23 protein-coding genes are annotated in these 26106 nt (G+C 68.2%); 8 read left to right on the top strand and 15 right to left on the bottom strand.

Annotated elements, in window-relative coordinates; translation table 11 throughout:
- Position 1: 1 nt before the first annotated feature.
- From KY501_RS40380 to KY501_RS40340, 9 genes are all read right to left on the bottom strand, one after another.
- Entirely contained in the window at positions 2–1768 is a 1767-nt protein-coding gene (locus KY501_RS40380) for a M61 family metallopeptidase (RefSeq protein WP_224369240.1), read from the bottom strand.
- Between the two features lie 33 nt (positions 1769–1801).
- On the bottom strand, positions 1802–3265 hold the full coding sequence (locus KY501_RS40375; protein WP_224369239.1) for an RsmB/NOP family class I SAM-dependent RNA methyltransferase: 1464 nt from the start codon (positions 3263–3265) through the stop codon (positions 1802–1804).
- A gap of 159 nt (positions 3266–3424) precedes the next feature.
- Positions 3425–5035 carry a metallophosphoesterase gene (locus tag KY501_RS40370; RefSeq protein WP_224369238.1) on the bottom strand — a complete coding sequence of 537 codons (1611 nt, stop codon included), beginning with the start codon at positions 5033–5035 and terminating at the stop codon, positions 3425–3427.
- A gap of 129 nt (positions 5036–5164) precedes the next feature.
- On the bottom strand, positions 5165–5890 hold the full coding sequence (locus KY501_RS40365) for a hypothetical protein (RefSeq protein WP_224369237.1): 726 nt from the start codon (positions 5888–5890) through the stop codon (positions 5165–5167).
- Positions 5887–6588 carry a DUF4956 domain-containing protein gene (locus KY501_RS40360; RefSeq protein ID WP_224369236.1) on the bottom strand — a complete coding sequence of 234 codons (702 nt, stop codon included), beginning with the start codon at positions 6586–6588 and terminating at the stop codon, positions 5887–5889. Before KY501_RS40360 ends, KY501_RS40365 begins: the two co-directional genes overlap by 4 nt.
- Before the next feature lie 9 nt (positions 6589–6597).
- The gene (tmk, locus tag KY501_RS40355; RefSeq protein ID WP_224369235.1) at positions 6598–8298 is read right to left on the bottom strand and encodes a dTMP kinase; all 1701 of its coding nucleotides are present in this window, start codon (positions 8296–8298) and stop codon (positions 6598–6600) included.
- Between the two features lie 6 nt (positions 8299–8304).
- Complete coding sequence (locus tag KY501_RS40350; protein ID WP_224369234.1) at positions 8305–9021, bottom strand: VTC domain-containing protein; 717 nt, start codon at positions 9019–9021, stop codon at positions 8305–8307.
- 17 nt (positions 9022–9038) lie between these two features.
- The gene (locus KY501_RS40345) at positions 9039–10142 is read right to left on the bottom strand and encodes a putative porin (protein WP_309243038.1); all 1104 of its coding nucleotides are present in this window, start codon (positions 10140–10142) and stop codon (positions 9039–9041) included.
- Between the two features lie 234 nt (positions 10143–10376).
- A complete protein-coding gene (locus tag KY501_RS40340; RefSeq protein ID WP_224369232.1) occupies positions 10377–10934 on the bottom strand; it encodes a hypothetical protein in 558 nt (185 codons plus the stop codon).
- A 210-nt stretch (positions 10935–11144) separates the two neighbouring features.
- On the opposite strand from KY501_RS40340, the gene KY501_RS40335 reads away from it, so the two are divergent.
- Complete coding sequence (locus KY501_RS40335) at positions 11145–13499, top strand: serine/threonine-protein kinase (RefSeq protein ID WP_224369231.1); 2355 nt, start codon at positions 11145–11147, stop codon at positions 13497–13499.
- Between the two features lie 5 nt (positions 13500–13504).
- Here the strand turns inward: KY501_RS40335 and KY501_RS40330 are convergent, their stop codons facing one another.
- Positions 13505–13837 carry a rhodanese-like domain-containing protein gene (locus KY501_RS40330; protein WP_224369230.1) on the bottom strand — a complete coding sequence of 111 codons (333 nt, stop codon included), beginning with the start codon at positions 13835–13837 and terminating at the stop codon, positions 13505–13507.
- Positions 13838–13848: 11 nt separating this feature from the next.
- Entirely contained in the window at positions 13849–15009 is a 1161-nt protein-coding gene (moeB, locus tag KY501_RS40325; RefSeq protein WP_224369229.1) for a molybdopterin-synthase adenylyltransferase MoeB, read from the bottom strand.
- A gap of 161 nt (positions 15010–15170) precedes the next feature.
- Between moeB and KY501_RS40320 the strand changes: the two genes are divergently transcribed.
- Positions 15171–15566: a HesB/IscA family protein gene (locus tag KY501_RS40320; RefSeq protein WP_224369228.1), complete on the top strand. Its 396-nt coding sequence runs from the start codon at positions 15171–15173 to the stop codon at positions 15564–15566.
- Between the two features lie 39 nt (positions 15567–15605).
- Here KY501_RS40320 and KY501_RS40315 read toward each other — a convergent pair whose 3' ends face one another.
- Positions 15606–16523, bottom strand: coding sequence for a LysR family transcriptional regulator (locus KY501_RS40315; RefSeq protein ID WP_224369227.1), 918 nt, complete (start codon positions 16521–16523; stop codon positions 15606–15608).
- A gap of 133 nt (positions 16524–16656) precedes the next feature.
- Between KY501_RS40315 and KY501_RS40310 the strand changes: the two genes are divergently transcribed.
- Together KY501_RS40310 and KY501_RS40305 are read left to right on the top strand one after the other, a co-directional pair.
- Positions 16657–17562, top strand: a complete 906-nt coding sequence (locus KY501_RS40310; protein ID WP_224369226.1) for an SDR family oxidoreductase — start codon at positions 16657–16659, stop codon at positions 17560–17562.
- Between the two features lie 146 nt (positions 17563–17708).
- A complete protein-coding gene (locus tag KY501_RS40305) occupies positions 17709–18284 on the top strand; it encodes a polymorphic toxin type 44 domain-containing protein (protein WP_224369225.1) in 576 nt (191 codons plus the stop codon).
- Positions 18285–18305: 21 nt separating this feature from the next.
- Here the strand turns inward: KY501_RS40305 and KY501_RS40300 are convergent, their stop codons facing one another.
- Positions 18306–18812, bottom strand: a complete 507-nt coding sequence (locus KY501_RS40300) for an acyl-CoA thioesterase (RefSeq protein ID WP_224369224.1) — start codon at positions 18810–18812, stop codon at positions 18306–18308.
- A 155-nt stretch (positions 18813–18967) separates the two neighbouring features.
- Between KY501_RS40300 and KY501_RS40295 the strand changes: the two genes are divergently transcribed.
- Positions 18968–19411: a PAS domain-containing protein gene (locus KY501_RS40295; protein ID WP_224369223.1), complete on the top strand. Its 444-nt coding sequence runs from the start codon at positions 18968–18970 to the stop codon at positions 19409–19411.
- Between the two features lie 18 nt (positions 19412–19429).
- Here the strand turns inward: KY501_RS40295 and KY501_RS40290 are convergent, their stop codons facing one another.
- On the bottom strand, positions 19430–20212 hold the full coding sequence (locus KY501_RS40290; protein ID WP_224369222.1) for a deoxynucleoside kinase: 783 nt from the start codon (positions 20210–20212) through the stop codon (positions 19430–19432).
- 11 nt (positions 20213–20223) lie between these two features.
- Positions 20224–21036 (bottom strand): glycerophosphodiester phosphodiesterase family protein, encoded by an 813-nt coding sequence (locus KY501_RS40285; protein WP_224369221.1) that lies wholly within the window; start codon positions 21034–21036, stop codon positions 20224–20226.
- A gap of 191 nt (positions 21037–21227) precedes the next feature.
- On the opposite strand from KY501_RS40285, the gene KY501_RS40280 reads away from it, so the two are divergent.
- From KY501_RS40280 to KY501_RS40270, 3 genes are all read left to right on the top strand, one after another.
- Complete coding sequence (locus KY501_RS40280) at positions 21228–22346, top strand: hypothetical protein (RefSeq protein WP_224369220.1); 1119 nt, start codon at positions 21228–21230, stop codon at positions 22344–22346.
- Between the two features lie 93 nt (positions 22347–22439).
- Entirely contained in the window at positions 22440–25139 is a 2700-nt protein-coding gene (locus KY501_RS40275; RefSeq protein ID WP_373691705.1) for a serine/threonine protein kinase, read from the top strand.
- Positions 25140–25297: 158 nt separating this feature from the next.
- Positions 25298–26098, top strand: a complete 801-nt coding sequence (locus KY501_RS40270; protein WP_224369219.1) for a hypothetical protein — start codon at positions 25298–25300, stop codon at positions 26096–26098.
- The last annotated feature ends 8 nt before the right edge of the window (positions 26099–26106 follow it).

The following is a 26106-nucleotide window of genomic DNA, read 5'->3' as shown; positions in this document are numbered from 1 at the left end:
TCTACCCCACTGCCTCGTCCCATGCCGTGCCCAGCCAGGCCTGGAAGGCGGCCTTCTGCGCATCGGTGGGCTTGTCCACCCGGGTGAGATACGCCACGTCCGCGGGTCGCTGGCTCAGCACCACGGGGATCTCCATCAGCTTGTCCCGGCGGAACAGCGTCACCCGCACCGTCTCTCCCGGGCGCCGGTCCTCGCACCGGCTCACCAGCCCGGCCCCATCCACCTTGTAGCCGTCCAGCGCCACCACCTCGTCCTCGGGGTAGAGCCCGGCCTCCATCGCTGGCGAGCCGTCCACCACCGAGGCCACCGTGGCGCTGCCCTTGAGGCTCAGGCCCAGCCAGCCCTTGGGCTTCTCACCGCTCTTCCGGGAGGGAGGCGTGCCGCCCTTGTCGTTGTTGGTCTCGCGCACGCGGAAGCCCACCTCGAGGCCCACGTGCGAGAAGACCGAGTAGTCCAGCTCCTCCGTGGAGCGCACCGCCTTGTCGAAGAAGGGCATCAGGTCCTTGCCCGCCACCTCGCGGACGGCCGCTTCGATGCCATCCTCCGGTACGCCCGTGCCGTCCCCGTGGCGCTGCCACAGCAGCCGCATCACGTCGTCCAGGCCCTTCGAGTCGCTCGTGGCGCGGCGGATCTCCAGGTCCAGTAGCGCGCACACCACCTCGCCCTTGAGGTAGTAGGAGATGGCGCTGTTGGCCGAGTTCTCGTCCGGCCGGTAGTGCTTGATCCAGCTCATCAGCGACGCGTCCGCCAGCGTCTGCACCCGGCGGCCCGGAGTGCCGTGCAGGGTCGTCAGTGTCTCTCCCAGCCGCGCCAGGTAGCGGCCGGCGGACATGAGCCCCGCGCGGCGCACGAAGAGGTTGTCGTAGTACGACGTCATCCCCTCGAAGGCCCAGAGCAGGGTGGTGTAGTTCTCCTGCGAGTAGTCGAAGGGCACCAGCGCGCGGGGCTTGATGCGCTTGATGTTCCACAGGTGGAAGTACTCGTGCGCGGCCAGCGTGAGGAAGTCCTCCCAGCCGCGAGTACTCTGCAGCGCCGAGCGCGGGAAGAGCAGCGCCGTGGAGGCCTGGTGCTCCAGTCCGCCGCGCCCCTTGTCCGCGAGGTACACGAGGAACAGGTAGCGCTTCATCGGCAGGCCGCCGAACAGCTTCGCCTCCGCCTCGCAGACGCGCTGCAGGTCCGTCATCAGCTTGTCCGCGTCCGGCACCGTGTCGCCCCAGACGACCACCTCGTGCGGCACACCCGCGGCCACGAAGGACAGCGGCGTGTGGGGGCCGACCTCGAAGGGGCTGTCCACCAGCGTGTCGTAGTCCGGCGCGATGAACGTGCCGTCCCGCTGCTCCAGCGCGCTGAAGGTCCGCCAGCCTTCCGGTGCCGTCACGCGGACCCGGTGCTCGAGGTGGCGCGAGGCCTCGGTGTAGAGGAAGAGGGTGGCGCCGTTGAAGTAGCCGTGAGAGCCATCCAGGTGGCTGGTGCGCACCGTCAGCTCGTGGGCGTAGACGCGGTAGCGCAGCGTCACGGCCACGCCCCCGGCACGGACTCGGAAGGTGCGCTTGTCCGTGCGCTGGACTCGGAGCGCCTCGCCGCGCGGGCCCTCGGCCGTCACGTCCTGCACGTGGCGCGCGTACTCACGCACCAGGTAGCTGCCCGGCGTCCACACCGGCAGCAGGGCGTCTAGCACGTCCGGGCCCGCGGGGAAGATGGCCTCCACCTCGAACAGGTGCGAGTGGGGGCGGGGCATCGAGACGCGATAGTGGACGGCTTCCGGCATTACGAAGGTCTCCGTGCGGGAGGTCCCCAGAGACTACTTCGCCCGGACCAGGATGGCGCCGAAGAACCCATCTGTCCCATGCGTATGCGGGGCCAGCCGCAGGTAGGGGCCTCGGCTGACCTTCGGGCCCAGCTCCGGCCCCAGCTCCTCCGTCACCGGACGCACCGAGAAGTCCGGGTGCCGGGACAGGAAGTCCTCCACCACGGCCTCGTTCTCCTCCCGGAGGATGCTGCACGTCCCGTAGATGAGCCGCCCGCCCGGCTTCACCAGGGTGGAGAAGCGCTCCAGCAGCGCCTTCTGCCGCGCCACGTGGCTCCCCAGCTCGTCCGGGCCGAGGCGGTAGCGCGCATCCGGCTTGCGGCGGTACGTGCCGGTGCCGCTGCACGGCGCGTCCACCAGGACCCGGTCCGCCTTGCCCTTCAGCGGCGCGAGGGCCTCGTCCGCCGAGGGGCCCTCGGGCGGGATGACCTGGGTGCGGACGTTGTGGACCCCGTCCCGGCGGGCCCGCTTGCGCAGCTCGTCAATGCGGCCCTCGTCCACATCCAGCGCATGCAGGTCGCCCCGGTTCTTCATCTGCGCGGCGAGCTGCAACGTCTTCCCTCCCGCTCCCGCGCAGGCATCCACCACGCGCGTGGGCGGTGCATCCACCAACATGCCGAGGAGCTGGCTGCCCTCGTCCTGTAGCTCGAAGAGCCCTTCCTGGAAGCTCTCGAGCGAGAAGGCGTTGATGCGCGTCTCCATCCACACCCCCATCGGGGACAGCGGCGTGGGCTGGCACTCGACGCCCTCGGCCTTCAGGCGCTCCAGCAGGGCGTCGCGGGTCGTCTTCAGCAGGTTGACGCGAGCGGTGAGGGGAGCGCGCTCGTTCATCGCCTCGGCGGCGCGCTCCGCGTCCTCGCCGAACGTCTCGCGGAACTTCCCGGCCAGGAAATCGGGGAGGGAGGCCGCGATGGGGAAACGCTGGTTCGCGGGCAGCGAGTCCAGCGCCGCGGCTGCCTCCGGGAGCGCATCCAGGGCAGAAGCGTCCGCTCCCGTCAGCGCGGAGTCCTTGGCCACCTTCTCCGCGGCCTCACCATGGAGGATGCGCGAGGCGGCCAGGCGCAGCACATCCTGGCGGGTGGTCTGCAGTTGCGCGAAGCCGGGGCGCGCGTGGGCGAGGAGATGGTCCACCGTGCGCTGGCGGCGCAACAGGGCATAGACGCGCTCGGACACGGCGCGGCGCTCGTTCGAATAGAGGTGCGTCTTGCGGCGCAGGGTGAACTCGAGCGCCCGATCCGAGAGGCGGCCCTCGTGGCGCACCATTCCGTACGCTTCGAGGCTCGCCTGGAGGACCAGATCCTCGCGCAGCGGGCGTGCGGCATGGGCCCTGGCTGTGTCGCGAGACGCCTTCTCGGTGGAGGCCTTCGAGCCTTGAGGCTTCGAGGACTTGGGGGCCTTCTTCGAGGAGGGCTTCTTCGAGGACTGCGGCTTCGAGGCCGGACGATGGGTTCGTTTCATGGCGGGCTCCAGGGCCCCGGGGGGAGGGGAACCTGCGGTGTAGGTGCCCATCGCATCCCGGCAGCCCCGTGGCAAGCGCGGAGAAGGGCCAGGGTGGGGTTTCCCTGGCCACCTCCAGAGTGGAGCCCCGCCCCTGGCCCAGCGTGTAGGGCTCCTGGCTCAGTGTCGGCGGCGCCGCAGGAACTCGGCCAGCGTCAGCGCGGCGAGCGGGAGGAGGACCTCCGCGGGGATGCTCGCGCACCCGGCGTTGCCGGAGTCACTGCTTCCAGGCAACCCGTTCGATGTGCCCGGCGCGCTGGGAGTCTCGGGCGTCGGGGTCACCGGCTCGGTGGGAGTCTCCACGGTGCCCTGCGACGAGACGGAGACCTGGGTGGTTTTGTTGAGGCTCGTGGAACCCGAGGTCGCCGTGGCCGTCACGGTGTACTCGCCCGGCTGGGCGTAGAGGTGCCGTGTCTCGGCGCCCTCGCCGCTCTGTCCATCGCCGAAGTCCCAGCGGACGCTGAAGTCCGAGGAGGGGAGGGTGGCACGGAAGTACGCCTGGAGCGGCGCGGTGCCGCGCTCGCCCTCCACGGTGATGTTGAAGTCCTGGACGGGCTCCTGCGGTGCGAGCTTCTTCGTCAGGGAGAAGGAGTCCACCACGGAGCCCGTGGTTGAGATCAGCTTCGCGGTGAGGGTGCCCTCGTCGACAGTGACATCCAAGAAACCGTGCGCGGAGTTGTTGCGCAGGACGCTCCAGGACGGCTGCGAGGCGGCGAAGGGGCGCAGGCTCGCGCCGCCACCGCCCACCACGAGATAGGTGATGCCCTGCTGTCCCGCGGGCGCCACCCCGTCCCCGATCATGGGCTTGCTGCGCTCGTAGTTGTGATCATGTCCGGTAAGGACGAGGTCCACCCCGTACTTCTCGAAGAGCGGCCCGAACTCGCGACGCATGAGCGGCTGGGATCCGTGCTCGCCGCTAGACCAGGGCGGGTGGTGGAAGTAGACGATCTTCCAGGCGGCCTTGCTCGTGGCCAGATCCTGCTCCAACCATGCCTTCTGCGCGGCCAGCGTGCAGCGGTCCTTCGAGGCCAGTCCGATCGCGCAGTTCGAGTCCAGCCCGACGAAGTGCACGTGGCCCCAATCGAAGGAGTAGTAGCGCTCTCCGCCGCTGGGGCTGGTGGGCAGGTAGAGGTTGTCCAGGTACGGCTGGGACTGGTCGGTGACGTACTCGTGGTTGCCCGCTACCGGGAAGAAGGGCACCTCGGCGAGCACATCCGCCAGGGGAACGAAGAGGTTGTTCTGGATCTCCGACTCGGTGCCGGACGCGTAGGCGTTATCCCCGAGCGCGACGAACAGGTCCGGATGGCTGGCGAGCATCTTGTCGGCCATCTGCCGCTCGTCATTGCCACCCGTGCCGAAGTCGCCCACGGCCGCGAAGTGCACGTGGCGTGTCCCGGGAACTGGCGCGGTGTGGAATTTCCTGGTGGGAGTCCGAGCCCCGCAGGCCACCACCTCATAGGAATACTCGGTGCCCGGGCTCAGCCCCTTGAGTTCCACGGCGTGGATGCGGCCGCTGTCCGCCGAGCGCGCGACCTGGTCCGTGGCGCCCTGGGTGCCGTAGTGCACCTCGGGGGCGCAGTTGGAATCCAGCCGGAAGGCCACCAGGGCCGTGTTGGGTCCCACGCGCTGCAGATAGGGAGAGCGGGTGAGGGTCGTCGCCTGGGCGGCTCCCGCGGTCAGCGTGAGCGCAGCGACCAGGGCACCTAGCGCAGGTACCTTCGGAAAGTGCATGAGGCCTCCGTCCCGGTGGAGTCCGGGGGACGGAGGCAGAACTGTTCACAGCAGGACCCCATTCATTGCGAGTCCTGCCTCTCATGCACCGGGCGGAGCGCTCCATCGAGCGCCTGCCCTCCAGGCGAGCTACTTCTTCACGTCATAGGAGGAGAGCTCCTCGAGCCGCTCGCCCTCCTCCTTCACCTTCCCCACGCCGGGGACGAGCCAGTAGATGCGCTCCTTGCCCTCCTTGTCCGGGCGATCGCGCTGGACCTTGATGGCGTTGGTGAAGGTGCCGGCCGGGACCACGACGGTCTCGTTCACGGCGACCACGCGCCACACATAGGTCCGGTCCTTCTCGTCCACCGTGCCGTCGGCCTGCTGGACCTTTTCATGGATGGAGGAGGAGTAGCTCCAGCCCTGATTCTGGACCTTCGCCAGCGACTTCACGGTCGCCGGAGCCCATGTCGTGGAGCGGGCCACCTGTCCGCTCTTGAGATCGTCCTCGCGCAGGCGGACCACCACGCCGCTCTGGAGCTCCACCTGCCAGGACAGCTCCTCCAGCGTGGGCTGGATGCTGCGCACCGCGGTGGCGGGCGTCGTCGTCCCGGGCACTGTCTGCGGGCCAATCACCTCCACGCGCTTGTCGAAGACGCCCTTGCCCTCCTCGGTGATGCGGTAGGTCCACGTCGAGCCCTGCGTGAGGGGCCAGAGGGATGGGTCCGCGTCCGGCTTGCCGGGAGCGTTCGGATCCACGGGCGTCTCCGGCAACTGCGGGTTCGGAGAGTTCTGCCCCGTGGGAAGGCTCCCGCCGCCGCCACATCCCACCAGCCACACCACGGCCGCCAGCGCGGCCACGACCACTCGCTTCATACCAGATCCTCCCGTGCCCCCTTGGGGCTCACCGCCGTCCACCTCAACCCCCGCAGGGGCGCTCCCTCCGTGTGGCTCAGCGCCGCCGTGAGGGAGCCGGGTTCCTTCTCCTCCACTTCCAACTCCAGCCGGCGCCCGGCGAAGTCGAGCGCGCAGCCCTTCACCAGCACGTTGCGCTCCTTGAGCGCCTTGCGCAGCGAGGCCTCCGCGACCACCAGATCATCCGCCTGCGCCGACAGCACGACGCGCTGCTTGGGGGCCTTCTCCTCCTTGTTGATCAGGTCCACGATGAACAGCAGCACCGCGACGAACAGCGTGCCGACCACGGCCGTCGCCAGGCTGCCGTGCCCGCAGGCCATGCCCAGGCCGATCACCAGGAAGAGGATGGCCGCGTCGCGTGGATCCTTGAGCCCCGAGCGGAAGCGCACGAAGCCGCCCAGGCCTACCAGGCCGAAGGCCTTGGCCACGCTGTTGCCGATGACGACGGTGATGACAGCGGCCGCGGTGCACAACAGCACCTGCGCCTGGATCATCTCCGCCTTGGGCAGGGACCGGCCCATGAGCAGGCGCCAGGGCCTCAGTGACAGCACCGTGCCGATGAGCACCGCCGCGAGCATCCGCGGCACGATGGCGCTCACGTGCAGGTCGGTCAGCTCCTGATCCAACCCGCTGAAGATTCCCGTGAAGGTGGCTTCCATGGCGTGTCTCTAGAGCGTCGCCTGCGACTCGGCGCTGACCACTGGGCGCACTCCCTGCGCTGGGGGCGTCTCGTGGGCCGTGGCGATGACGCCATAGGCGTTGCGCAGCAGCGGCAGCCTGCCGGGCGCGGAGTCCAGGATGCGCGTGATCAGCTCCTCGACCCGGCCCGTCAGCGGCAGGCCCTTGAGCGAGGACAGCACGGTGGCCGGCCAGCGTTCCGCGAAGGCCTCGCGCAGCTCCCAGGCACGCAGATCATTCAGCCCGTCGAGCGAGTCGATGGCCTCCTTCGTCAGGGTGGCGCCACGCTCGCGCAGAGAGTAGGCCTCGTCCGTGTTCAGGCCCGCGAGCGAGCGGAGCACCAGCTTCATGGCCTTGTCCGCGAGCTGCTCGCGCAGGCCGTTGGCGAAGGGCGAGTCCAGCCCGGTGATGCTCCTCACCACCGCGAGCCGATCGTGCTTGAGGAGCGACTCGCGCAGGGCATCCGCGCGCTCGCCGCTCAGGCCCGTGAGGCTGCGCGCCACCTCCGAGTACAGCTTCTGCTGGACGCCCAGCTCGCGCACGGCCCAGGCGGTGTCTCCATCCACGCCCGCGAGGCCGAGGAGCACGTCTCCCAGCCGCTTCTCCTTCAGGGCCTGCTCGCGGAGCACCCAGGCCTCCGCACTGTCATTGCGCTTGAGACCCGACACCACCTCGCCAGGTGCCAGGTGGTACAGGTGTTTGCGCAGGGCCATGGCCCGGGGAGCCGTGCTCGAGCCGAGGCTCGCCGCCACGTCCACCGGCACCACCTTGGCCAGCAGCTCGCGCAGGGACCAGGAAGCCTCGTCCTCCAGCCCCGAGAGGCTGCGCACGGCCAGGCCTGGGAAGCGCTCCACGGCCGCCAGCCGCCGCTGGTGCGCCGCGAGTCCCGGCAGTCCGCCCAGCATCCACACCGCCAGGCCCGGCTCGCGCACCTCCAAGGAGTCCAGCGCCTGGAAGAAGCGCTCCTCCACGCAGTCCACCGTCAGCGGAGCCTGGGGGGCCGAGGGGCTCGAAGCGGGGACGATGCGCTGCACCTGGGGCTCGCGCCCCTGCAGCCGCGCCACCACCGCGTCCACGATGCGCTGCTCGAGCACCCACAGCGGCTGATCATTGTTCTCGATGATGAGCCAGCGCGCCGGATCTTTCCGGGCCATGGCCAGGAACGCCTCGCGCACCCGCACGGCGAGCCCTGCTCCCGCGAGCCCCTTGCGGCTGTCGCTGTCCGAGGTGCGGCCCTCCTTCAGCTTGCCGAGCCGCTTGCGCAGCCGCGCCAGGTCCGGCTCCACGTCCACGAGCACCACGAGATCCGGCCAGATGCCGTGGGAGGCCAGGGTGCACGTGGGCTCCAGCTCCTCCATAGGCAGGCCGCGCCCGCCGCCGCTGAGCGCCAGCTGCGAATACAGGTAGCGATCGCTGATGCACACCTCGCCGCGAGACAGCGCGGGCGCGATGATCTCCTCGAGCTGCTGCGCATCCCTCGCCACATTGAGGAAGAACTCGGTGCGCGCCCCCATTTCCAGGAGCTTCGAGTCGCGAGTCAGCTCCCGGATGCGGCGCGCGGTGGGAGCCTGCAGCTCGCCTCCCTCGCGCGCGTGCGCCACCTTGTAGCCCAGCCGGCGCAACCGCGCGGCCAGGAGGTTGGAGAGCGTTGTCTTGCCGCTGCCGTCGATGCCTTCGAAGTCGATGAACACGGTGCCCTAACCCCCAGTAACCCCATCCGCGGCGAAGGTGTGGACCCTCGCCATCCCCTCGGCGAACTTGCTGTACGCCGGCTTCCTGTTCCCCGGGTGGAGCGCCGCCAGCCACTCCGGCAGCTGCTCGCCCAGGTGTTTCACCTCGACCACCACGCGCCGATCCAGGAACAACGGTGGATCCAGCCGCTCGGCGGTGAGCGTCTGCTGAGACAGCGCCAGCGTCGGAGTGACGTGGTGGAAGCCGATGTCCCGATCCACCGTCACCCGCCAGGCCTGCGTGGCCTGGTACACGTGGCGCCGATACGTCACGGCCAACACGGGCAGCAGGCGCCCGCCCGCGATCAGCGGCAGCAGGCCCGCGCTCCGGTGGATCACGCTCTGGAGCTGCGTGCGAGGCACCCACACCCGGCGCTTCTGCGTCACGCCGTTGCGCTCGCGCTTCACCTCCAGCACCACGCGCTCCACGCCCCCGGCGCCCAGATCCGGCGAGTACTCCTTGGTGCGGACCTTCAGGCAGTCCCCGGGAGTGTGCATGGCGCGCTGGGCCAGCGGGTAGCCCGGCTTGTCGAAGTAGACGGACACGATTCGCGTGGGGGGAGGCAGGTACCCGCCCAGCTCCGCGGACAGCCGCGCGCACAGCTCGGCCAGCGCCTCCGTGTCCAGGATCAGCTTGAACTCACGGCGCAGCTTGGTGACTTCCCCTTCGGCGAACGAGAGCATTGTCGAGCCTCCGTGCCCTAGAAGCGGGTGGCGAGCTGCAGCGAGTACTCGGTCCCCGGCGCCTCGTCCCCCGGACGCAAGGCGTGCTCCGCCTGGAGCTGCGCCTTGAAGGCATCCGAGAACAGGATGTTCACGCCGCCCACCGCTGCCCAGCCGCGCCCCGCCGTGTCTCCGCGAAGCTGGAGCGCCTCGGCGCCGGCCAGCGGCTGCACCGACCAGTCCTTGCTGATCGGAATGAGGTAGCTGGCCAGCCCCAACTGCGCGGTGAAGTTCCCGAGCGGCAGGCGGCCCGTGACGGCCTCGGCCGTCAGCTCGAGCGCGCCCAGGTGCAGCGTGCCGTCCGTGGCCACCGCGTACTGCCGGGTGCCCTCGGTCACCTGCGTCATGTAGGTGCTGGCGCCCACCGTGAGAGCCTTGAACGGGCGCACGGACACGCGCGCCGCTGCGTCCTCGCTGGTGCGGTTGCCCAGCTCATCCTTGGAGCCCTCGAACAGGCCGCCGGAGACCTTCAGGTTCCACGCCTCCTTGAGCCGCACCTCGCCCATGAGGCCCAGCCGGCGGCCGCCCAGCCCGTTCGTCTCGGTGAGGTAGTCGTCAACGAGGCCCCGGCGCATCAGCGATAGGTCCCACGTGGACTCGAGTTCGCGTGCCAGGAAGGGCGCCTTGAACTGACCGGCATAGAGGCGCAGGCGCTTGTCGCTGTCCGCGAGCCGGACAAAGGCGTCCTTGAGCATCGTCTTGGACGACAGATCCGCGCTCACCTCCGCCTCGATGTACTCGAACCCGGCGTTCACGCCCACGCGGGCCGACGACACCGAGAGCGAGCGCGCGTAGTCCTCACGCTCGTCCGCGCTGGCGCGAGCGAAGACACGCCCGAAGACGCGCAGCGTGCGCTCCTCCCCCGAGTCATCCGTGGCGTCCGCCGCCTCGGGGCTCTCGCCCATCGGCTCGACCTTGGCCTTCTTTTTCTTCTTCTTCTCGGCCGGCACCTCGGTGGAGATCATCGGAGCGGCCGGCTCCAAGATGGGAGACTCGAGAGAAGCCGAAGCCACCACGGGCTCCTCGGGAGCAGCCGATTCCTCGGCGGCCACCTCTTCCTGGGCCCATGCCGGCGAACTCAATAGGACTGCGGCGAGGAGGCCCCGCCAGTTCCGTTCCACCCCACGCCACCCGCCCATGCCCTGCCTCCACGCCGCAGCCCGCGAAACTCTTCTGCAACGGGAGTGCCCGGGAGCGCAGTGTCGGGAACAGGACGCGAAACGCGCTCCGGCGCTGGGATCGCACGGTGCGCGGGCGGTTCTTTTCCTTCCGAGGGAAGGAATTTTCCCATCCGGGAGGCAGCCCTTCTTACAGGCTTACAGAGTGGAGGGCTTCTCCGGATCCGCAGCGGGCGCTGCTTCCGCCGTGGCGCTGGCCGGGCTGGAGCCCTCGGCCGTGGGGGCCGGAGGCGCAGGGGGCTGCGCCGCCAGCTCGGCGAGGATCGGATGGGGCTCGTTCGACAGATCCTTGCGCACGATGCTTCGGATCCCGAACCCCACGGCCGCCGTAGCAGCCAGACCCACGATTGCCCACAGGAAAAAGCGGGGCACGGGCGGGGATGTCACCTCGAAGTCCGCATGGAGCGACTTGTGGTGGGTGGTGCGGAAGCCCACGTCGAGCTGATAGAGGCCCGTCGTCTGCGGAGTGAACTCGGCGCGCCAGTTCACCGCCCCCTTCTCTCGCTTCACCGTCACCGTCTGCCCGTGGGGGGCGCCCGCTTCACGCAGCGTCAGGGTGACAGGGCCATCGAAGGCCTCGCCATCGAAGCTCCCGACGTGGAGCGTCACCTGGACGGGGACACCCTCACGCGGCGTGTCAGGCAGGATGCTTCCCTGAAGGCGCTCCTCGGTATCGGACCAGGAGAGCTCCAGCACGTTGTTGCGGCGCTCGACGTTGATCCGATCCTGCTGCCGCGTGGGCGCAGGCTCAGCGGCGCTGGCCGTTACCCCGGCGAGGAGGCTGGCACAGAGCGCCAGTCGCCAGAGGGCGTCGAGACAGCTTTGCCATGGCTCGGTCCGTCGCCTAAGATGATTTGTACTGACGCCTACCACTTGAGCATGCTCCCCCCGGCGTCTGTCCCCGGGATGAACCCGAACCCTCAGCCCTTCGGCAAATACCAGCTTCTGAAGAAGCTCGCCACGGGCGGCATGGCCGAGGTGTGGCTTGCGCGCCAGTCCGGAATCGAGGGCTTCGCCAAGAGCGTGGTCGTCAAGCGCATCCTTCCGCACCTGGCGGAGGACCGCGAGTTCGTGGAGATGTTCCGCAACGAGGCGTTGATCGCCGCGAACTTCAACCACCCGAACATCGCTCAGGTGTACGAGTTCGGCGAAGCCAACGGCACCTACTACATCGCCATGGAGTTCATCCACGGCGAGGACCTGGGCCGGGTGATGCGCAAGGCCTGGAGCGCGGGGCAGTGGATCGCCCGGCCGCTGGCCATTCGCATCGTTGCCAGCGCGTGCGAGGGCCTCTTTTATGCCCACTCCCGCACCGACGGCAGCGGCAAGCCGCTCAAGGTGGTCCACCGCGACATCTCTCCGCAGAACATCCTGATCAGCTTCGACGGCTCGGTGAAGCTGGTGGACTTCGGCATCGCCAAGGCGGCCGATCAGGTGGGGCTCACCAAGTCGGGCGCCATCAAGGGTAAGTTCGCGTACATGGCGCCCGAGCAGGCCGCGGGCAAGGCGCTGGATCACCGCGCGGACATCTTCGCCATCGGGCTGGTGCTCTACGAGCTGCTCACGGGCGTGCGTCCGCTGAAGCGGGACTCGGAGCTCGCCACGCTCCAGGCGGCGCTCGAGTGCAGCATCCAGACTCCCTCCGAGGTGGCGGATGTGCCGCCGGAGCTGGATCCGGTGGTGATGAGCGCGCTGGCCAAGGCGGCGGATGATCGCTACCGGGACGCGCGCCAGTTCCAGATCGCCCTGGAGGAGACGCTCGTCGCCCAGCGCTGGGTGGCCAGCTCGGTGCAGATCTCCGAGCTGATGGAGACGCTCTTCGCGGATCGGCTCACGGAAGAGAAGAAGACGGGCAACCTCCAGCCCAACTCCGATGACATGAACTCGGGCAACTCCGCGCCGCCGCCGCCGGAGCCCTCGCCGCGTGCTTCCTCGACCGCGGCGGACATGGAGTGGGAGGCTCCTCCAGGAGAGATCTCCCAGCGCAACGAGCGCCGGCCGACCGCCACCGCCGTGCGCGTGAGCGGGAAGCCTCGTGAGACGGGCCAGCCGCTCTCGCTGGCCGAGGAGATGGCGGAGTATGCCGCTCCGGCGGGTGGGACGCAGGTGGCCCGCCGCCGCACCGGTGAGACTCCTCGCCGCGCCACGAGCGCGGGCAACACGGCCATCGCGCGCACCAACTCGCGCTCGGAAATGCGCCGGCCTCCGGAGGCCGACGAGGAGCACCTCGAGGAGGAAGCGCCGCCTCCGCCGCCGCGGAAATCCTCCGCGCGGCAGGCCCAGGTGCAGGTCGAGGACGAGCCACCTTCGTTGACGCGGGCCCGCGCGTCGCGCACGGGCGCGCTCGCGGTGAATGCCCGCGCTCGCTACGACGAGGATCCCGACGCCGATCCCGAGCGCACCCGGCTGCCTCCACGGGAGCAGGAGCCCGAGGGGGATGACACGATACGTCCTCCCGATCCGCCTCGGCGTCGGACGGGGCACGCCAGCAAGATCCAGCCCGCGGCCGAGCCCGCTCCGTCCCAGCCTCCGCGCAGGCGGACCACCAGCCGCGCGGACGTGAAGCAGCCGCTGCCTCCTCCCCGGACGGTGCCGGTACGTCAGGAGCGCGACGAAGAAGACTCCTCCGTAGAGAACCTGCCCAAGCCGCGTGCTCGCGTGCCGGTGAACAAGGCAGCGATCATCAAGAATGTGCTCCTCGGGCTGACCGCCATCGGGTTGGCGGCGGTGATCATCCTCTTCTGGGACAAGCTGGCCCGGAAGCCGATCGACGGTGCGGCCATCTTCGTATCGGTGGACACCAACCCGAAGGTGATGGTGCGGGTGCGGCACAGCGACAAGTGCCACGCTCCGGAGCCGCTCACGGATCTGGGGATGACGCCGATCCGGGCCATGCCGGGCGCGCACATCCAGGACGCGCTCATCCTCGAGAACCGGGAGCAGGGCATCTACTCCGTGGAGGAGGACGCGCTGCGCTTCGGTGAGCCTGGCGAGACCAAGATCATCAAGCGCGAGTTCAAGATGGGCTGGGTCCGGCTCAAGGTGACGCCCGCGAAGAGCGCGGGACAGTTGCGGATCCTCCGCGAGGGCCAGGAGCTGGGCCCCTACCTGCCGGGCGCGCGCCTGGAGCTGATGGAGGGCACGCACACCCTGGAGCTGCGAGGCGACAACCTCAAGGAGCCCGTTCCGGTCGAGGCCACCGTGAAGGCCCGCGACACCACCGAAGTCCCGGTGGACGTGTCCAAGTACATCGGGCAGTAGCCGCGTCAGTAGCGCGGCAGGTTCGGGTCCACGAGCTCCGAATAGAGATCGATGCCTCCCTGGAGCGATGCCGCCTCCAGGCCGAGCGAGCGCAGCCAGGCCGCGCCGTGCAGGCTGCGGACGCCGTGGTGGCAGTAGACGACCACGGGGCGGCCTCGGAAGGCCTCCAGCTCCTCGGCACGGTCCTCCAACTCGGGCAGGGGGATGAGCACCGAGCCCGGCAGTGCCACGTACTCGTTCTCATCGGGGAAGCGCACGTCGAGGAGGGCAGGGCGCGTCTCGGCGGGGCCCGAGAGCAGGGCGGCGAGCTCCTCTGGGGAGATCTCCGGGACAGGCATGCGGGAGCCTCTCATGCGGCGGTGCTGCAGAACTGCTCGTAGTCGATGAACTCCACCTTCGCGCCGTCCGCGCAGACGGGGCACTTCGGATCCCGGCGCAGCTTGAGCTCCTGGAAGCGCGTGCCGAGCGCGTCGAACGTGAGCAGCCGGCCGATGAGCGGCTCGCCCTTGCCGAGGATGAGCTTGAGCGCTTCGTTGGCCTGCATGAGCCCCATGATTCCGGGGAGCACACCCAGCACGCCGGCCTCGGCGCACGAGGGAGCCAGCTCCGGCGGCGGAGGGGCCGGGTAGAGGCAGCGGTAGCACGGACCCTGGCCAGGGACGAAGGTGGTGACCTGGCCCTCGAAGCGGAAGATGGAGCCGTGGATGTTGGGCTTGCGCGTCACCACGCATGCGTCGTTGAGCAGGTAGCGCGTGGGGAAGTTGTCTCCGCCGTCCAGCACCATGTCGAAGCCTTCGAGGATGCGCAGGACGTTCTGGGACGTGAGCCGCTCGCCGAAGGGCACCACCTTCACATCCGGGTTGAGGGCTTCGATGGCGGCCCGGGCGCTCTCCACCTTGGGCTGGCCCTGGCGCTCCCGGGTGTGGATGACCTGGCGCTGGAGGTTGCTCAGGTCCACCACATCCATGTCGACGATGCCCAGTGTCCCCACACCTGCTGCGGCCAGGTAGAGCGCAGCCGGAGAGCCGAGCCCACCCGCGCCCAGCAGCAGCACCCGGGCCTTGAGCAGCTTCTCCTGCCCGGCTTCTCCCACCTCGGGGATGATCAGGTGGCGGCGGTAGCGCTCCTTCTGCTCGGCGGTGAGCACGAAGGGCTTCTCCACGGGGTAGGCCGCGTCGCTCCATCGGTTGTATCCACCGGACAGCGATGCCACGCGCTGATAGCCCATCTCCCGCAGCGTCCGGGTTGCCAGCGCTGAACGCGTCCCTCCGGCGCAATAAAGGATGAGCTCCTCGTCCCGCCCGGCCCGCTCCTCGATGCGCAGCTCCAGGTAGCCTCGGGGAATGTGGACAGCGCCAGGGAGCCGGCCGGCCGCATGCTCGTCCGCCTCGCGCACATCGATGAGCTTCACCGGGGAACGAGCGTCCAGCAGCCGCTTGACCTCCTCGACGGAGACCTCGCGAATCTCCTGCTTCACGCTCGACAGCAGCTCTCGGAAGGTGGTGGCCATGTAGGCCCGGGTATAACCCGGAGCCGCCCGATTTGTTGACCTTGCGCGGCCCCAAAGGGCGAAGACGGGTGGGAGCCGCTCGTCCCCTTGCCCGAGCGCGAGGTCTGATGGATTTTGACGGGGCCAGCGTTATAAGGCCCCGAGCAAGGAGACAGACGCACATGGATACCGCTACGCCCTCCCCGACGCCCGCCACCCCTGCTGCTCCGGCCACGGAGGCCGCCCCGACCTCCCCCGTTCGCCTCACCGAGGCCGCCGTGAAGCAGGTGAAGGAGGTCATCAAGGCTCAGGGCTTCGAGAACTACTTCTTCTCCATCCGCGTGGTCCCCGCTGGCTGCAGCGGCCTGGGCTACGACCTGAACCTGGTGAAAGAGACGAAGCCGAACGACCTGACCTGGGAGCAGGAGGGCGTGCGCATCGCCACGGACGCGCTGAGCAGCCAGTACCTGCTGGGCACCACGGTGGACTACGTCTCGACGGTGACGGGCGCGGGCTTCAAGTTCGAGAACCCGAACGCCAAGTCCTCTTGCGGCTGCGGCACCTCGTTCACGACCTGATGCGCTGTACCCGAGGTGGGCCCGGAACTGTCCCGAGGCTCACCTCAGCTTGGGATCGACCACGTCCGGCGTGAGCCGGGCGCGCAAGAACTTCACCAGGGCGCTGACGCGCGAAGTCGTGGAGCGGCCCGCCGGGAACACGAGCGCCACTTCGAAGGCAGGAGCCGCCGTCTCCGGAAGGATCTCGACGAGTCGGCCCGCGAGGATGTCGTCCCGGACGTGGCAGCTGAGATCCTGGATGATCCCCGCTCCCGCCAGCGCGAGCGCCCGATTCCCTCCACTGTCATCGACCTCGATCCGAGAGGTGGGGTTCATGAAGAGCACCTCGGAGCCGACCCGGAAGCGCCACGCGTAGGGGCGCCGCGTCTCCTGCGAGACGTAGGTGATGAGGCTGTGCTGCTGGAGATCGGTGATGGAGCGCGGCATGCCCATGCGCTCCAGGTACGAGGGCGCGGCGCACATGCAGGAGCGCGTCATGCCCAGCTTGTGGGCGATGAGCGAGGAGTCCTTGAGCGCGCCCATCCGGAGCGTCACGTCGATGTTCTCCTGCACCAGATCGACGTACCGATCGTTGAGCCGGAGATCCAGGACGATCTCCGGGTAGGAAAGCTGGAACTCCGCCAGCAGTGGGATCACGATCAACCGGCCGAAGCTGACGGGAAGCTCCACGCGGATGCGGCCGCGCAGCGTTCCTGCCTCCTCCTGCGCTTCATCCTCTCCGCGGGTCAACTCCTCCAGCGCGGGGCGGCAGCGGTTCAGGTAGCGAGTGCCCGCCTCGGTGAGATGCACGCTGCGCGTGGTGCGTGTGAACAGTCGCGTCGACAACTGTTCTTCCAGCCGTGTGATGGCCTTGCTCACACCGGCTGTAGTGAGCCCAAGTTTCTTCGCTGCGGCGGTAAAGCCACCGGCTTCCGCGACTGCAACGAAGACAACGACATCATTGAGCCGTGTGTGCACAAGCGATTGTTAACGTCATCTCAAGAGTCCGTCGACAAAGAGGAGATGTTCCGGCGTTCGTGAAACATCTACTCTCCGGGTTGAGCTGGTGTCGGGGCCAGCTCGCAGTTCATACCCGCTGCTGGGGGTCGACATGATTCTGGTTACGGGGGCCACGAGCGCTGTTGGTTACACCCTTGTGCAGGAACTGAGGATGATGGGAGCACCCGTACGGCTCTTCGTGCGGGATCGCGAGCGTGTGGCGCACCTGGCCGCATTGGGAGTGGAGATCCTCCAAGGCGATCTGTCGAACCGGTATCAGGTGGCCGCGGCCATGGAGGGCGTCGAGCGCATCTTCTGCTCGAATCCGCTCGATCAGAGCATGGTGGAGAAGGAGCGGAACCTGGTGGTGGCCGCGCTGACCTCGAACGTGCGGCACATCGTGAAGCTGTCGACAGCGCTGATCGGGCCGAAGTGGGGCCTGTCCGGCTCACGCTGGCACTGGGAGGCCGAGGAGACGATTCGCGCCTCCGGGGTTCCGTACACATTCCTCCGGCCGCTGTTCTTCATGCAGCACCTGCTGCGCTTCGCCTCGGAGATCCGCTCGTACAACGCCTTCTACGCGCCGGTGGGCGGCGCGCGGATCTCCATGGTGGATGCGCGGGATGTCGCCACCGTGGCGGCGCGGGTGCTGACCCAGGGCAATCACCTCGGGTGCGCGTACAACCTCAGCGGCGCGGAGGCGCTCACCTTCAACGAGGCGGCGGAGCAGCTCTCCCTGGCCATCAATCGCCGCGTGCACTATGTGACGCGCTCCTACACGGAATACCAGGAGGGGCTGCTGGCGGCGGGAATGCCTCCGTGGCAGGCGTTGGACATGGTCCGCTTCTTCGATCTCGTGGACAAGGGCGTCGCCGCGGAGATCACCAGCGAGACGCGGGCTCTGCTCGGCAGGTCCCCACGCACCTTCGGCCAGTTCGCTCGGGATCACGCGGTGCTGTTCAAGCGCCCGGGGGCCTTGTCGGCCATGGCGGCGGACGTCTCCATCGGAGCCGCATAGCGGGCGCACTACCTCCGGGGTGGTACAGATCGCCGTGCGGCTCCGCCCGTACCGTGGCTTCGTGTATGGCATCGAGCATCGCGAATCCATCCGGTCCTGCCGTGTCCATTGTGGGGAGACGGGCATCCGCGCCTCGCGGCGACGAAGTGTCACAGATCCTCGCGTTCGTCATTCGCGAGATGGTCTTCAACGCCGGGTCCGCCTACGCGGATCGGATCCGCGAGTACAACGTCATGGCGCGCCAGGACTGCCTGTTCGAGTACCGGAAGCTATCGATGTGGGCACGCGTCTTCGGAGGCTCGGAGTTCCTGGAGACGTGTCAGCAGGGCAGGGCGAGCGCCCACTTCCTGGCCCAGCGCGAGTGGGCCTGGTTGGTCCGGGAGGGCGGCCTGTGGGACTACCGGAAGCACATCCGGGAGACCTTCAAGCCCGCGCAGCCCGAGGACCGGGAGCAGCCGTATCACCACTACGAAGGGTTCCTGTACCTCCACGACATCTGGTCCCTCATCCACTACGGCTACGTGGGTAAGGCCTGCGGCTTCACGAGCGCGGAGTTGCTGGAGGGGGCTGGAGGGCCGCGCATGCTCCAGTTCGAGAATCCCTCGGAGCGCGCGGCCGTTGCGATCGGGATGAGGCTGTATCCGTTCGTCCCGACGCTCTCGGGGATCCTGGCCACCATCCAGCAGACGCCGGGACTGGCCCGGCATCCACTCGAGAAGTGAGGGCGGCTGCAACCGGGCGTCTCAGCCCGGCATGACGCGGAGCCAGGCCTGGGCTTCCTTCTTGCGTGCGATGCGCTGGGCGCGCCGCTCCTCGGCCTCGTGCGCGGCGACGCGCTCCTCCTCGGTCTCCAGCTTCAGCGGGGGCACCATCACCCGGCCTCCGTCCTTGTTGAGCGCCACGAACGTCATCACTGCACTGGTGGTGAGGGAGCGCTCGCCGGTGAGTGGATTCTCCGCGTGCACCGTCACTCCCACCTCCATGGAGGTGCGGAAGGTGGCGAGCACGCGCGCGCGCAGCTGGGCAATCCACCCCACGCGGATGGGCGAGTGGAAGTGCAGATCATCGATGGAGGCCGTCACCACTACCTGGCGGCAGTGGCGCTGGGCGGCGATGGCTCCGCAGATGTCGATCCACTCCATGACCTTGCCGCCGAAGGCCGAGTTCAGGTTGTTGGCATCGGACGGGAGGATCAGCTGGGTCATCACCACTTCGGAGTCGCGGGGGGTCTTGGCCAGGGTGTCGTTCACGAGGAGGCTCCTGTTCTCGGGCGGGGGAGGCGGTCATATGTCGGCCGCGAGATAGTCACACTCCCTCTTTGGTCGAGGATTTCGGGTCCCTGGTTGCCCAGGGCGCATCGGCTCCCTATCAGTCTGTTTACCTTCTTCCCCCCTGGAGGATCCCCATGGCGCCCCCTCTTGCCGCCCCTCTGTCGTCGAGGGCCGTTCCCCTGTCGCGAACGCCGGACGAGCTGTTGCGGCAGGTTGACCACCTGACAGAGGGCGATCTGGACACGCTGCCGTTCGGGCTCATCCAACTGGACCGCTCGGGCCGCATCCTGAAGTTCAACCAGACCGAGGCGAAGCTGGCGCGGATCAACCGGGACCGGCAGATCGGCCGCAACTTCTTCGACGACGTGGCGCCGTGCACGAAGGTGAAGGACTTCTACGGCCGCTTCATGCAGGGGCTGCGCGAGCGCTCGCTCTACGAGACGTTCGGGTTCGTCTTCAAGTTCGACCACGGGTGGCGCAACGTGGCCATCACCATGTTCTACAGCGAGAAGACGGACTCGGTGTGGGTGCTGATCTCGCAGACGTCGGTGACGCCGCCGCCGAAGGCGGAGCGCTGAGCGCTGCAGGAGGGTGGCTCAGGCCAGGAAGCTGGAGACGCGGTCGAGGAACTCCTCTCGGCCCCGGCCGCGGCGGATGTCCTGGCTGGAGACGTCCAGGGTGAGGCACTCCACGCCGTACTTCTCCTGAAGCACGAGCGGGAAGCTGGTGTAGTAGCCGTTGAGGCCGAGGAGGAACTGGCTCTGGATGCCGCGCTCCTCCTGGCGGCCGCGGGTGCGGATGCGGTCGAGCAGCACGTCGACCGAGCCCACCGAGAAGCAGATGACCTTGTCGGGCGGGGCGATGGAGCGCGACAGGCGCTGGAAGTACTCGTAGTAGAGATCCAGCTCCTTGTTCGACATGTGCCCCAGGCCGTGCAGGTACTTGGCGAAGATCTCCGGGTCCTCGTAGAGGGTGCGGTCCTGCACGCAGCTCTTCTTCACCGAGTGGATGAGCTCATGGTGCTCCACGCGGCGGATGAGGAACTCGAGCTGGAGGGTGAAGCTCCAGCGGCGCATGTCGGCGTAGTAGTCCTTGAGGAAGCGGTTATCGATGACGGGCTCGTCGAAGAGCTCGAAGCCGAAGGACTGGCTGATGAGCTTGGCGGCGGTCGTCTTGCCGGCGCCGATGTTGCCGGCGAGGGCAACGAAGCGCTTGGCCTTGGGGAGTTTCGCGCGCAGGGCGTTTCGGGGTCGGGTCTCTCGGGCGAAGGGCGTGGAGGGCTCCTCCGGAGAGGGAGCGGGCTCGGAGACGGAGGGCGCGGCAGGCTCGGCGGCGGGAGTGGCGGGAGCGGGGCGCTTGCGCGAGACGTTGCGGGGCATGGGCACTCGACCTACTGCGCGTGAGGGGCCTGGTCCAGGATCTGCCTCAGCAGATCCGGACGGTCGGTCATGATACCTCCGACGCCTTCGGACACGAGGCGGCGCATCTCCTCGGGATCATCCACGGTCCAGACATTGACCCACTGGCCGAGGCGCTCGGTGGTTCGGAGGAAGTCCTCGTCCACGAGGCGGATCTCCCCGAAGTACAGGGGCATATCGAGGACGGTGTAGCGCGGATCCACTGGAGGTGTTTCACCGCCTCGCACGGAGAGTACGAAGGTGGTGAGGGCATCGCGGGGGTAGAAGTGGCAGGCGTCGGGCATGCGAGCGGCCAGGCGCTCGGCCACCGAGTCGTGTTCGCTGCCCATGCACACGCGATCGAGGGCGCCCTCTTCGCGGAGCAGTTGATGAAGGACGTCCTCGGTGCCCGGGGCTTCCGGCTTCATCTCCAGGTTGATGCGCAGGCCGGGGAAGGCGCGGAGGACTTCGCGCAGGGTGGGGATGTGGATGCCCTGGGCTCGGAAGGGGAAGGTGCGGCCCTGATCTGGAGTGAAGTGGAAGCCGGCGTTGACGCGACGCAGCTCGGCGAGGCTGAGGGCGGCCAGGGGGCCGGAGGCATCGGTGCAACGCTCGAGGGTGTCGTCGTGGGCGACGACCACCTCTCCGTCGCGGGTGAGGTGGACGTCCAGCTCGAGCATCTGCGTGCGGTAGCGCTCCACGGCCATGTGGAAGGCGGGGAGGGTGTTCTCTGGAGCCAGCAGGGCTCCGCCGCGGTGGGAGATGTGGAGGGTGGGCTTCAGGCCTTGCAGGAATCGGGGGATCATCTCGCTCACGGTATGAGGGCGTTGTTCGCCTGAGTGCGACCCTCTGATTTTACGCGTGTGTCACCGGGAGGCCGGTCGGGCTTCCTTGCCGGCCCATGTACCCCCCCGGTATAAGGCCCGATGTCAGGTATCAGGCCGGAGGCGCCGGACTCTACGGAGGCCGGAGCCAGAAGATCCATAGGAGAAAGTAGATGCATCTGCGGAAGACTCTGGGCGCGGTGGCGTTGATGGCCACTGCGATGGTGGGCTGTTCTGGCCGTGACGAGCCACCGACGGATGGTGGCCCGGACGATGGCTGCACCGGCGTATGCAGCGATGGCGGGACGCAGTCGGATGGTGGAACCGATGGGGGCGCCGATGCTGGCCCACGCGTGTGCCCCGCTGCGGACAACCAGGGACGCGGACCCATCGGGCAAATCCGTGCCAATGCGAAGCAGGGCGATGCGGTGAAGCTGGAGCACCTGGTGGTCGTCGCGGTGGATGACCTCACCAAGGGCGGCCAGGGCGACTACATCTCCCAGTTCTGGGTGGTGGATCCGTGCTTCCCGAAGGAGGGCATCTGGATCGACAAGTACTACACGGACGTGCCCAAGCCCTACGCCGCGAAGGTGGGCGACGAGCTGACGATCGAGGGCCTCTTCCGTCACATCAATCCCATCGGCTCGGACGTCAACACCGTCACCTCGAACGCCCAGGAGAAGACGCGCGACGCGTATCGTGCGTCCATCAAGAGCGCGTTCCAGATCGGTGATCCCAACATCAAGGGCAACCTCATCATCACCCAGACGGGCACTGCCACGGTTCCCGCGGACAACACCGTCCCCGCGGGCTTTGGCAACTCCGACGGTGGCACGCTCCAGCCCAACCCCGAGTACATGGGTGCTCGCGTCCACATCCCGGGTCCCATCTCCATCACCAACGCCAACCCTCCCGCGCTCAAGCAGCGGCCGGACGATCCGACGAACGACGTCTATCTGGGCTTTGAGGTCACCGGCGGCGTGCTGGTGAGCAACTACAAGACCTTTGGCGTGACCTTCGATGGCGGCACGCCGCGCTGTGACTGGCGCAACGTCGTCAACGACGGAGGCACCGTCACCTTTACCAACGGCATCCGGGGCGTGTGGGATTCCTACAGCTTCGTGGGCTGCGCGGATGGCGGGTTCACCAACCCGAATGATGGCGGCACCTACCCCAGCTGCTCCTACGCGTTCCGTGACGCGGGCATGATCCCCGGCACCGACAACCCCTACACGCACATCCTCTACGCCCAGGATTGTGCGACCGACCTGCCGGGTACTGCTAGCCCGTAGCCCTCTCTAGGGTTACCTTGTCTTACCCCCTCCCCAGCCGGGGAGGGGGCTCCTTTGAGCCGGCCGCTCCGGTGGAACTCCTACCGTCAGCCGGTGACTCCACGAATCTCGTGTTTGCGGGTAAGCTCCGGAAACCTCGGGTCTGATGGGACCCGAGCCAACCTTCTTGATTCAGCTACGGCGGGACGCCCCATTTCCACCACCTCCCCCCAGACTGCCATTCCCTTCGGCAAGTACCTCCTCATCAAGCGGCTCGCGGTGGGCGGGATGGCGGAGCTCTTCCTTGCGCAGGAACCTCCCAAGCCGGAGCTGGTGGTCCTCAAGCGCATCCTGCCGTACCTCTCGGAGGAGCCCGAGTTCCTCCAGATGTTCCTGGATGAGGCGCGCATCGCCGCGCAGATGCACCACCCCAACATCGTCCAGGTCTACGAACTGGGGAAGCTCGACAACACCATCTTCATCGCCATGGAGTTCGTCGAGGGCGTCGATCTCCGCCGCGTCATGCAGGAGGAGTCCAAGTTCGGCGCCACCGTCCCCTTTGGCGTCGCCGCCGCCATCTGCAAGCAGGTAGCCGCGGGGCTCGACTACGCCCACTTCTCCAAGGGCGTGGATGGCCGCCCCCTCGATCTCATCCACCGCGACATCAGCCCGCAGAACGTGATGATCGCCTACAACGGCCGGGTGAAGATCGTCGACTTCGGCATCGCCAAGGCCGGCGCTCTCGTCAACCGCAGCAAGCCCGGCGTCATCAAGGGCAAGTTCCTCTACCTCTCCCCGGAGCAGGTGGCCCAGGAGAAGCTCGATCACCGCGCCGACATCTTCGCGCTCGGCACGATGATGTACGAGATCACCACCGGGAAGAGCCCCTTCGCCAAGCCCACCACCGAGGGCATCCTCTACGCCATCCGCTCCGAGGATCCGTCGCCGCCCCACCTGCTCCGCGACGACTATCCCACCGAGCTGTCGCGCATCGTCATGCGCTGTCTGGTGAAGGACCGCTCCCTGCGCTACCAGCGCTCCTCCGAGGTCGAGGCGGACCTCGCGGCCTTCCTCGAGTCGGGGGTGATCCGGCAGAGCACGGACATCTCCGAGTACATCGCCCGGCTCATGGGCGAAGAGGAGGAGCGCACCGTCCTCCATATCCCCGTCGCCAAGTCGGCAGGCCGCAAGGAGGCCACCCAGGCGATGTCCCCCGGGCTCACGGCTCGGCCCGCGCGGCGTCCCACGGGTGAAGGTGCGGCCGCGCCTCCGGATTACAGCGCGGAGCCCGAGCCGCCTACCCAGATGGCCCGTCCTCGGGAGATGCAGGCTCGGGCCTCCGTTCCGTTCGACGAGCCCGAGGAGATCGACGAGACCAACGACTTCGAGGAGGAAGTCGAGGAGCGCACTGCCGTGGGCACCGTGCCCGTCGGCTTCCGCCCTCCGGAGCCCGGCGAGTCCACGGTGCAGGAGCGGGTTCGGGCACGCCCGCAGTCCAATCCCTCGGCGGCCCCTGCGTCACCGCGCCGGCCCACGCCTCCCATCGAGCGGGACACGGAGCCGCGTGCGCGCCGCCCGGCCACGCCCCAGTCGCGCCGTCCGCTCACTGAGGAAGAGGAGGACGATCCCGCCCAGTCCATCTCGCTGACGCAGCCGACCCTGAACCAGCGGGCGCGCCGGGACTCGGAAGAAGACGACGTCGACGAAGAGTCCGGCGAGCAGATGGACGAGCAGGGGGACGAAGGCGAGCCCGACGAGAACTCCGGGGACATCTCGGTGACGCCACCCACGACGGGCCAGCGTCGGCGCTTCGGGGAACCGCCCGCTTCGCAAGGCCCCGTGGCGCCCTCTACCACGGGCCAGCGTCGCCGCCTGGTGGAGGAAGAGCCCGCCGATTCCATCTCGCTGACGCAGCCCACGGTAAACCAGCGAGCCTCCCGGCAGCGGAAGGCCGTGAAGGAAGATGAGGAACTGCCCCCGGAGACCGATTCGGGAGGCGTCTCGGGTCTCTTCGACGACGATGCCGATCCGACGGACGGCATCCGCCCGGATGCGGAGGACGATGAGTCCACGGCCGGCTACGAGGCGGAGCCCGAGCCCTCCATGCTTCGCAGCCGAGGGCTGATCGTCGCCGTGGTGGCGGCGGCCGTGCTGTTGTTGCTCGGGCTGGGCCTCCTCTGGGCCTTGAGTTCCGATTCCGGGGAGCCCACTCGGCCCGATGGCCCCCTGGGCCCTCCCAAGAGCGCTGCGAGCTCGCCCGGTCCGCCTCCTCCGTCGCAGGCCGCACCGGTGGCTCCGACGCCCACGCCAACCAATGGCTCTGAGGCTCTGGCTGCGGCTGCGAACCCGAACCCGAACCCTGCTCCCGAGTCCGGCCAGCAGGAGCCCTCGGGTTCCGGTGCCGCGACGCCTCCAGCCGACTCCCCAGGTGGGGCGGCCGGCGCGGAGACCGCTGTCGCTGCCGCCAACCCGGCGGATCCGACTCCCGCCGCAGGCTCCGGTGGAGAGACCGAGCCAGCGGCCCAGGGTGACAAGGCGGGGGCCGAGGCCGCCGCTGTCGCCGCGGCTCCGGTGGCTGCGGCTCCGGCGAAGCCCGGGGTCTCGGTGAAGTTCAAGACGAACTCGGCGGTCATCCGGGTCGATGGCCAGAAGATCGAGCCCAACAAGGTGCTCTCCTTCCCGGCAGGCCAGATCACGGTCGACTGGTCGTGCCCTCCCCGGCGAAGGAGGGAAGGGAGCGACATCAAGCTCCTGAAGCCCTCATTGAGGGAACCGTACGTGTACGAGATCCGATGTAGGAAAAACTCCAGATAACGCGGGTTTGGCCCCGTATCTGACGGCCTGCCCTCACGCCGGACAAGTGGGCCCTGGTGCGTTTGAGTGGCTCTAAGTCGTTGGATTTCCTAGGATTTCCGCTCCCTGGCTCTCGTTTACACGGTGTCAGACCGGCTCTTAGAATCCCGCGCTGACCTATGGCGCGCCAGAAGACCAAAAACGTAGTCAGCAAGCGGAGTTACCCCGCTGCGCGGCTCGCGCGGCAGCACCCGGCGGTTCCCGAGCCCAACCGGTTGCTCAAGGTATGGCGTCGCGTGTTGGAGCGACGCCTTCGCACGAGATTGCGAGCGAAGGTAGCCATCGAGATCCACGACAACACGCACACGATGCTCACGTTCCAGCGCCAACGCGCGCTGTTCCGGCTGCGGCTGCACCACATGTTCCTGGCCGCTCCAGACGACGTGCTGCAGGCCCTGGCCGAGTTCGTGCGTCATGGCGACGCGGACGCCAGTGCGAAGCTCGACAAGTTCATCGAGCGCAACAAGGCCTATATCCGGCGGATGTCCCCCGCGCAGATGCGCAAGCGCCTGCGGCTGGACCCGGTGGGGCGGCACCACGACCTGGGGCGCATCTTCGAGCGGCTCAACGAGCGCTACTTCCGGAGTCGGATCAGCGCGGCCATCACCTATGGCCCGGCGCCTCGGGTGAAGGGCCCGCGCAAGAGCATCAAGATGGGCTCGTACTCGGCGGATTCGAAGGTGATCCGGATCCATCCAGCGCTGGATCAGCCGGTGGTGCCCCGGTACTTCGTCGAGTGGATCGTGTTCCACGAGATGCTCCACCACGTGTACCGCACGCGGCGGGGCGAGGACGGGCGGCGGTGCGTACATCCGCCCGAGTTCATCGAGCACGAGCGGCGCTTCCACGACTACAAGCGAGCCCAGGCTTGGGAGGACGAGAACCTGGACCTGCTGCTGCGCGCCCGCATCGAGTCCTGACGCGGGGC

It is taken from the genome of Hyalangium versicolor, assembly GCF_020103695.1.
Classification (GTDB): Bacteria; Myxococcota; Myxococcia; order Myxococcales; family Myxococcaceae; genus Hyalangium; species Hyalangium versicolor.
This window is presented reverse-complemented; position numbering and strand designations above follow the sequence as displayed.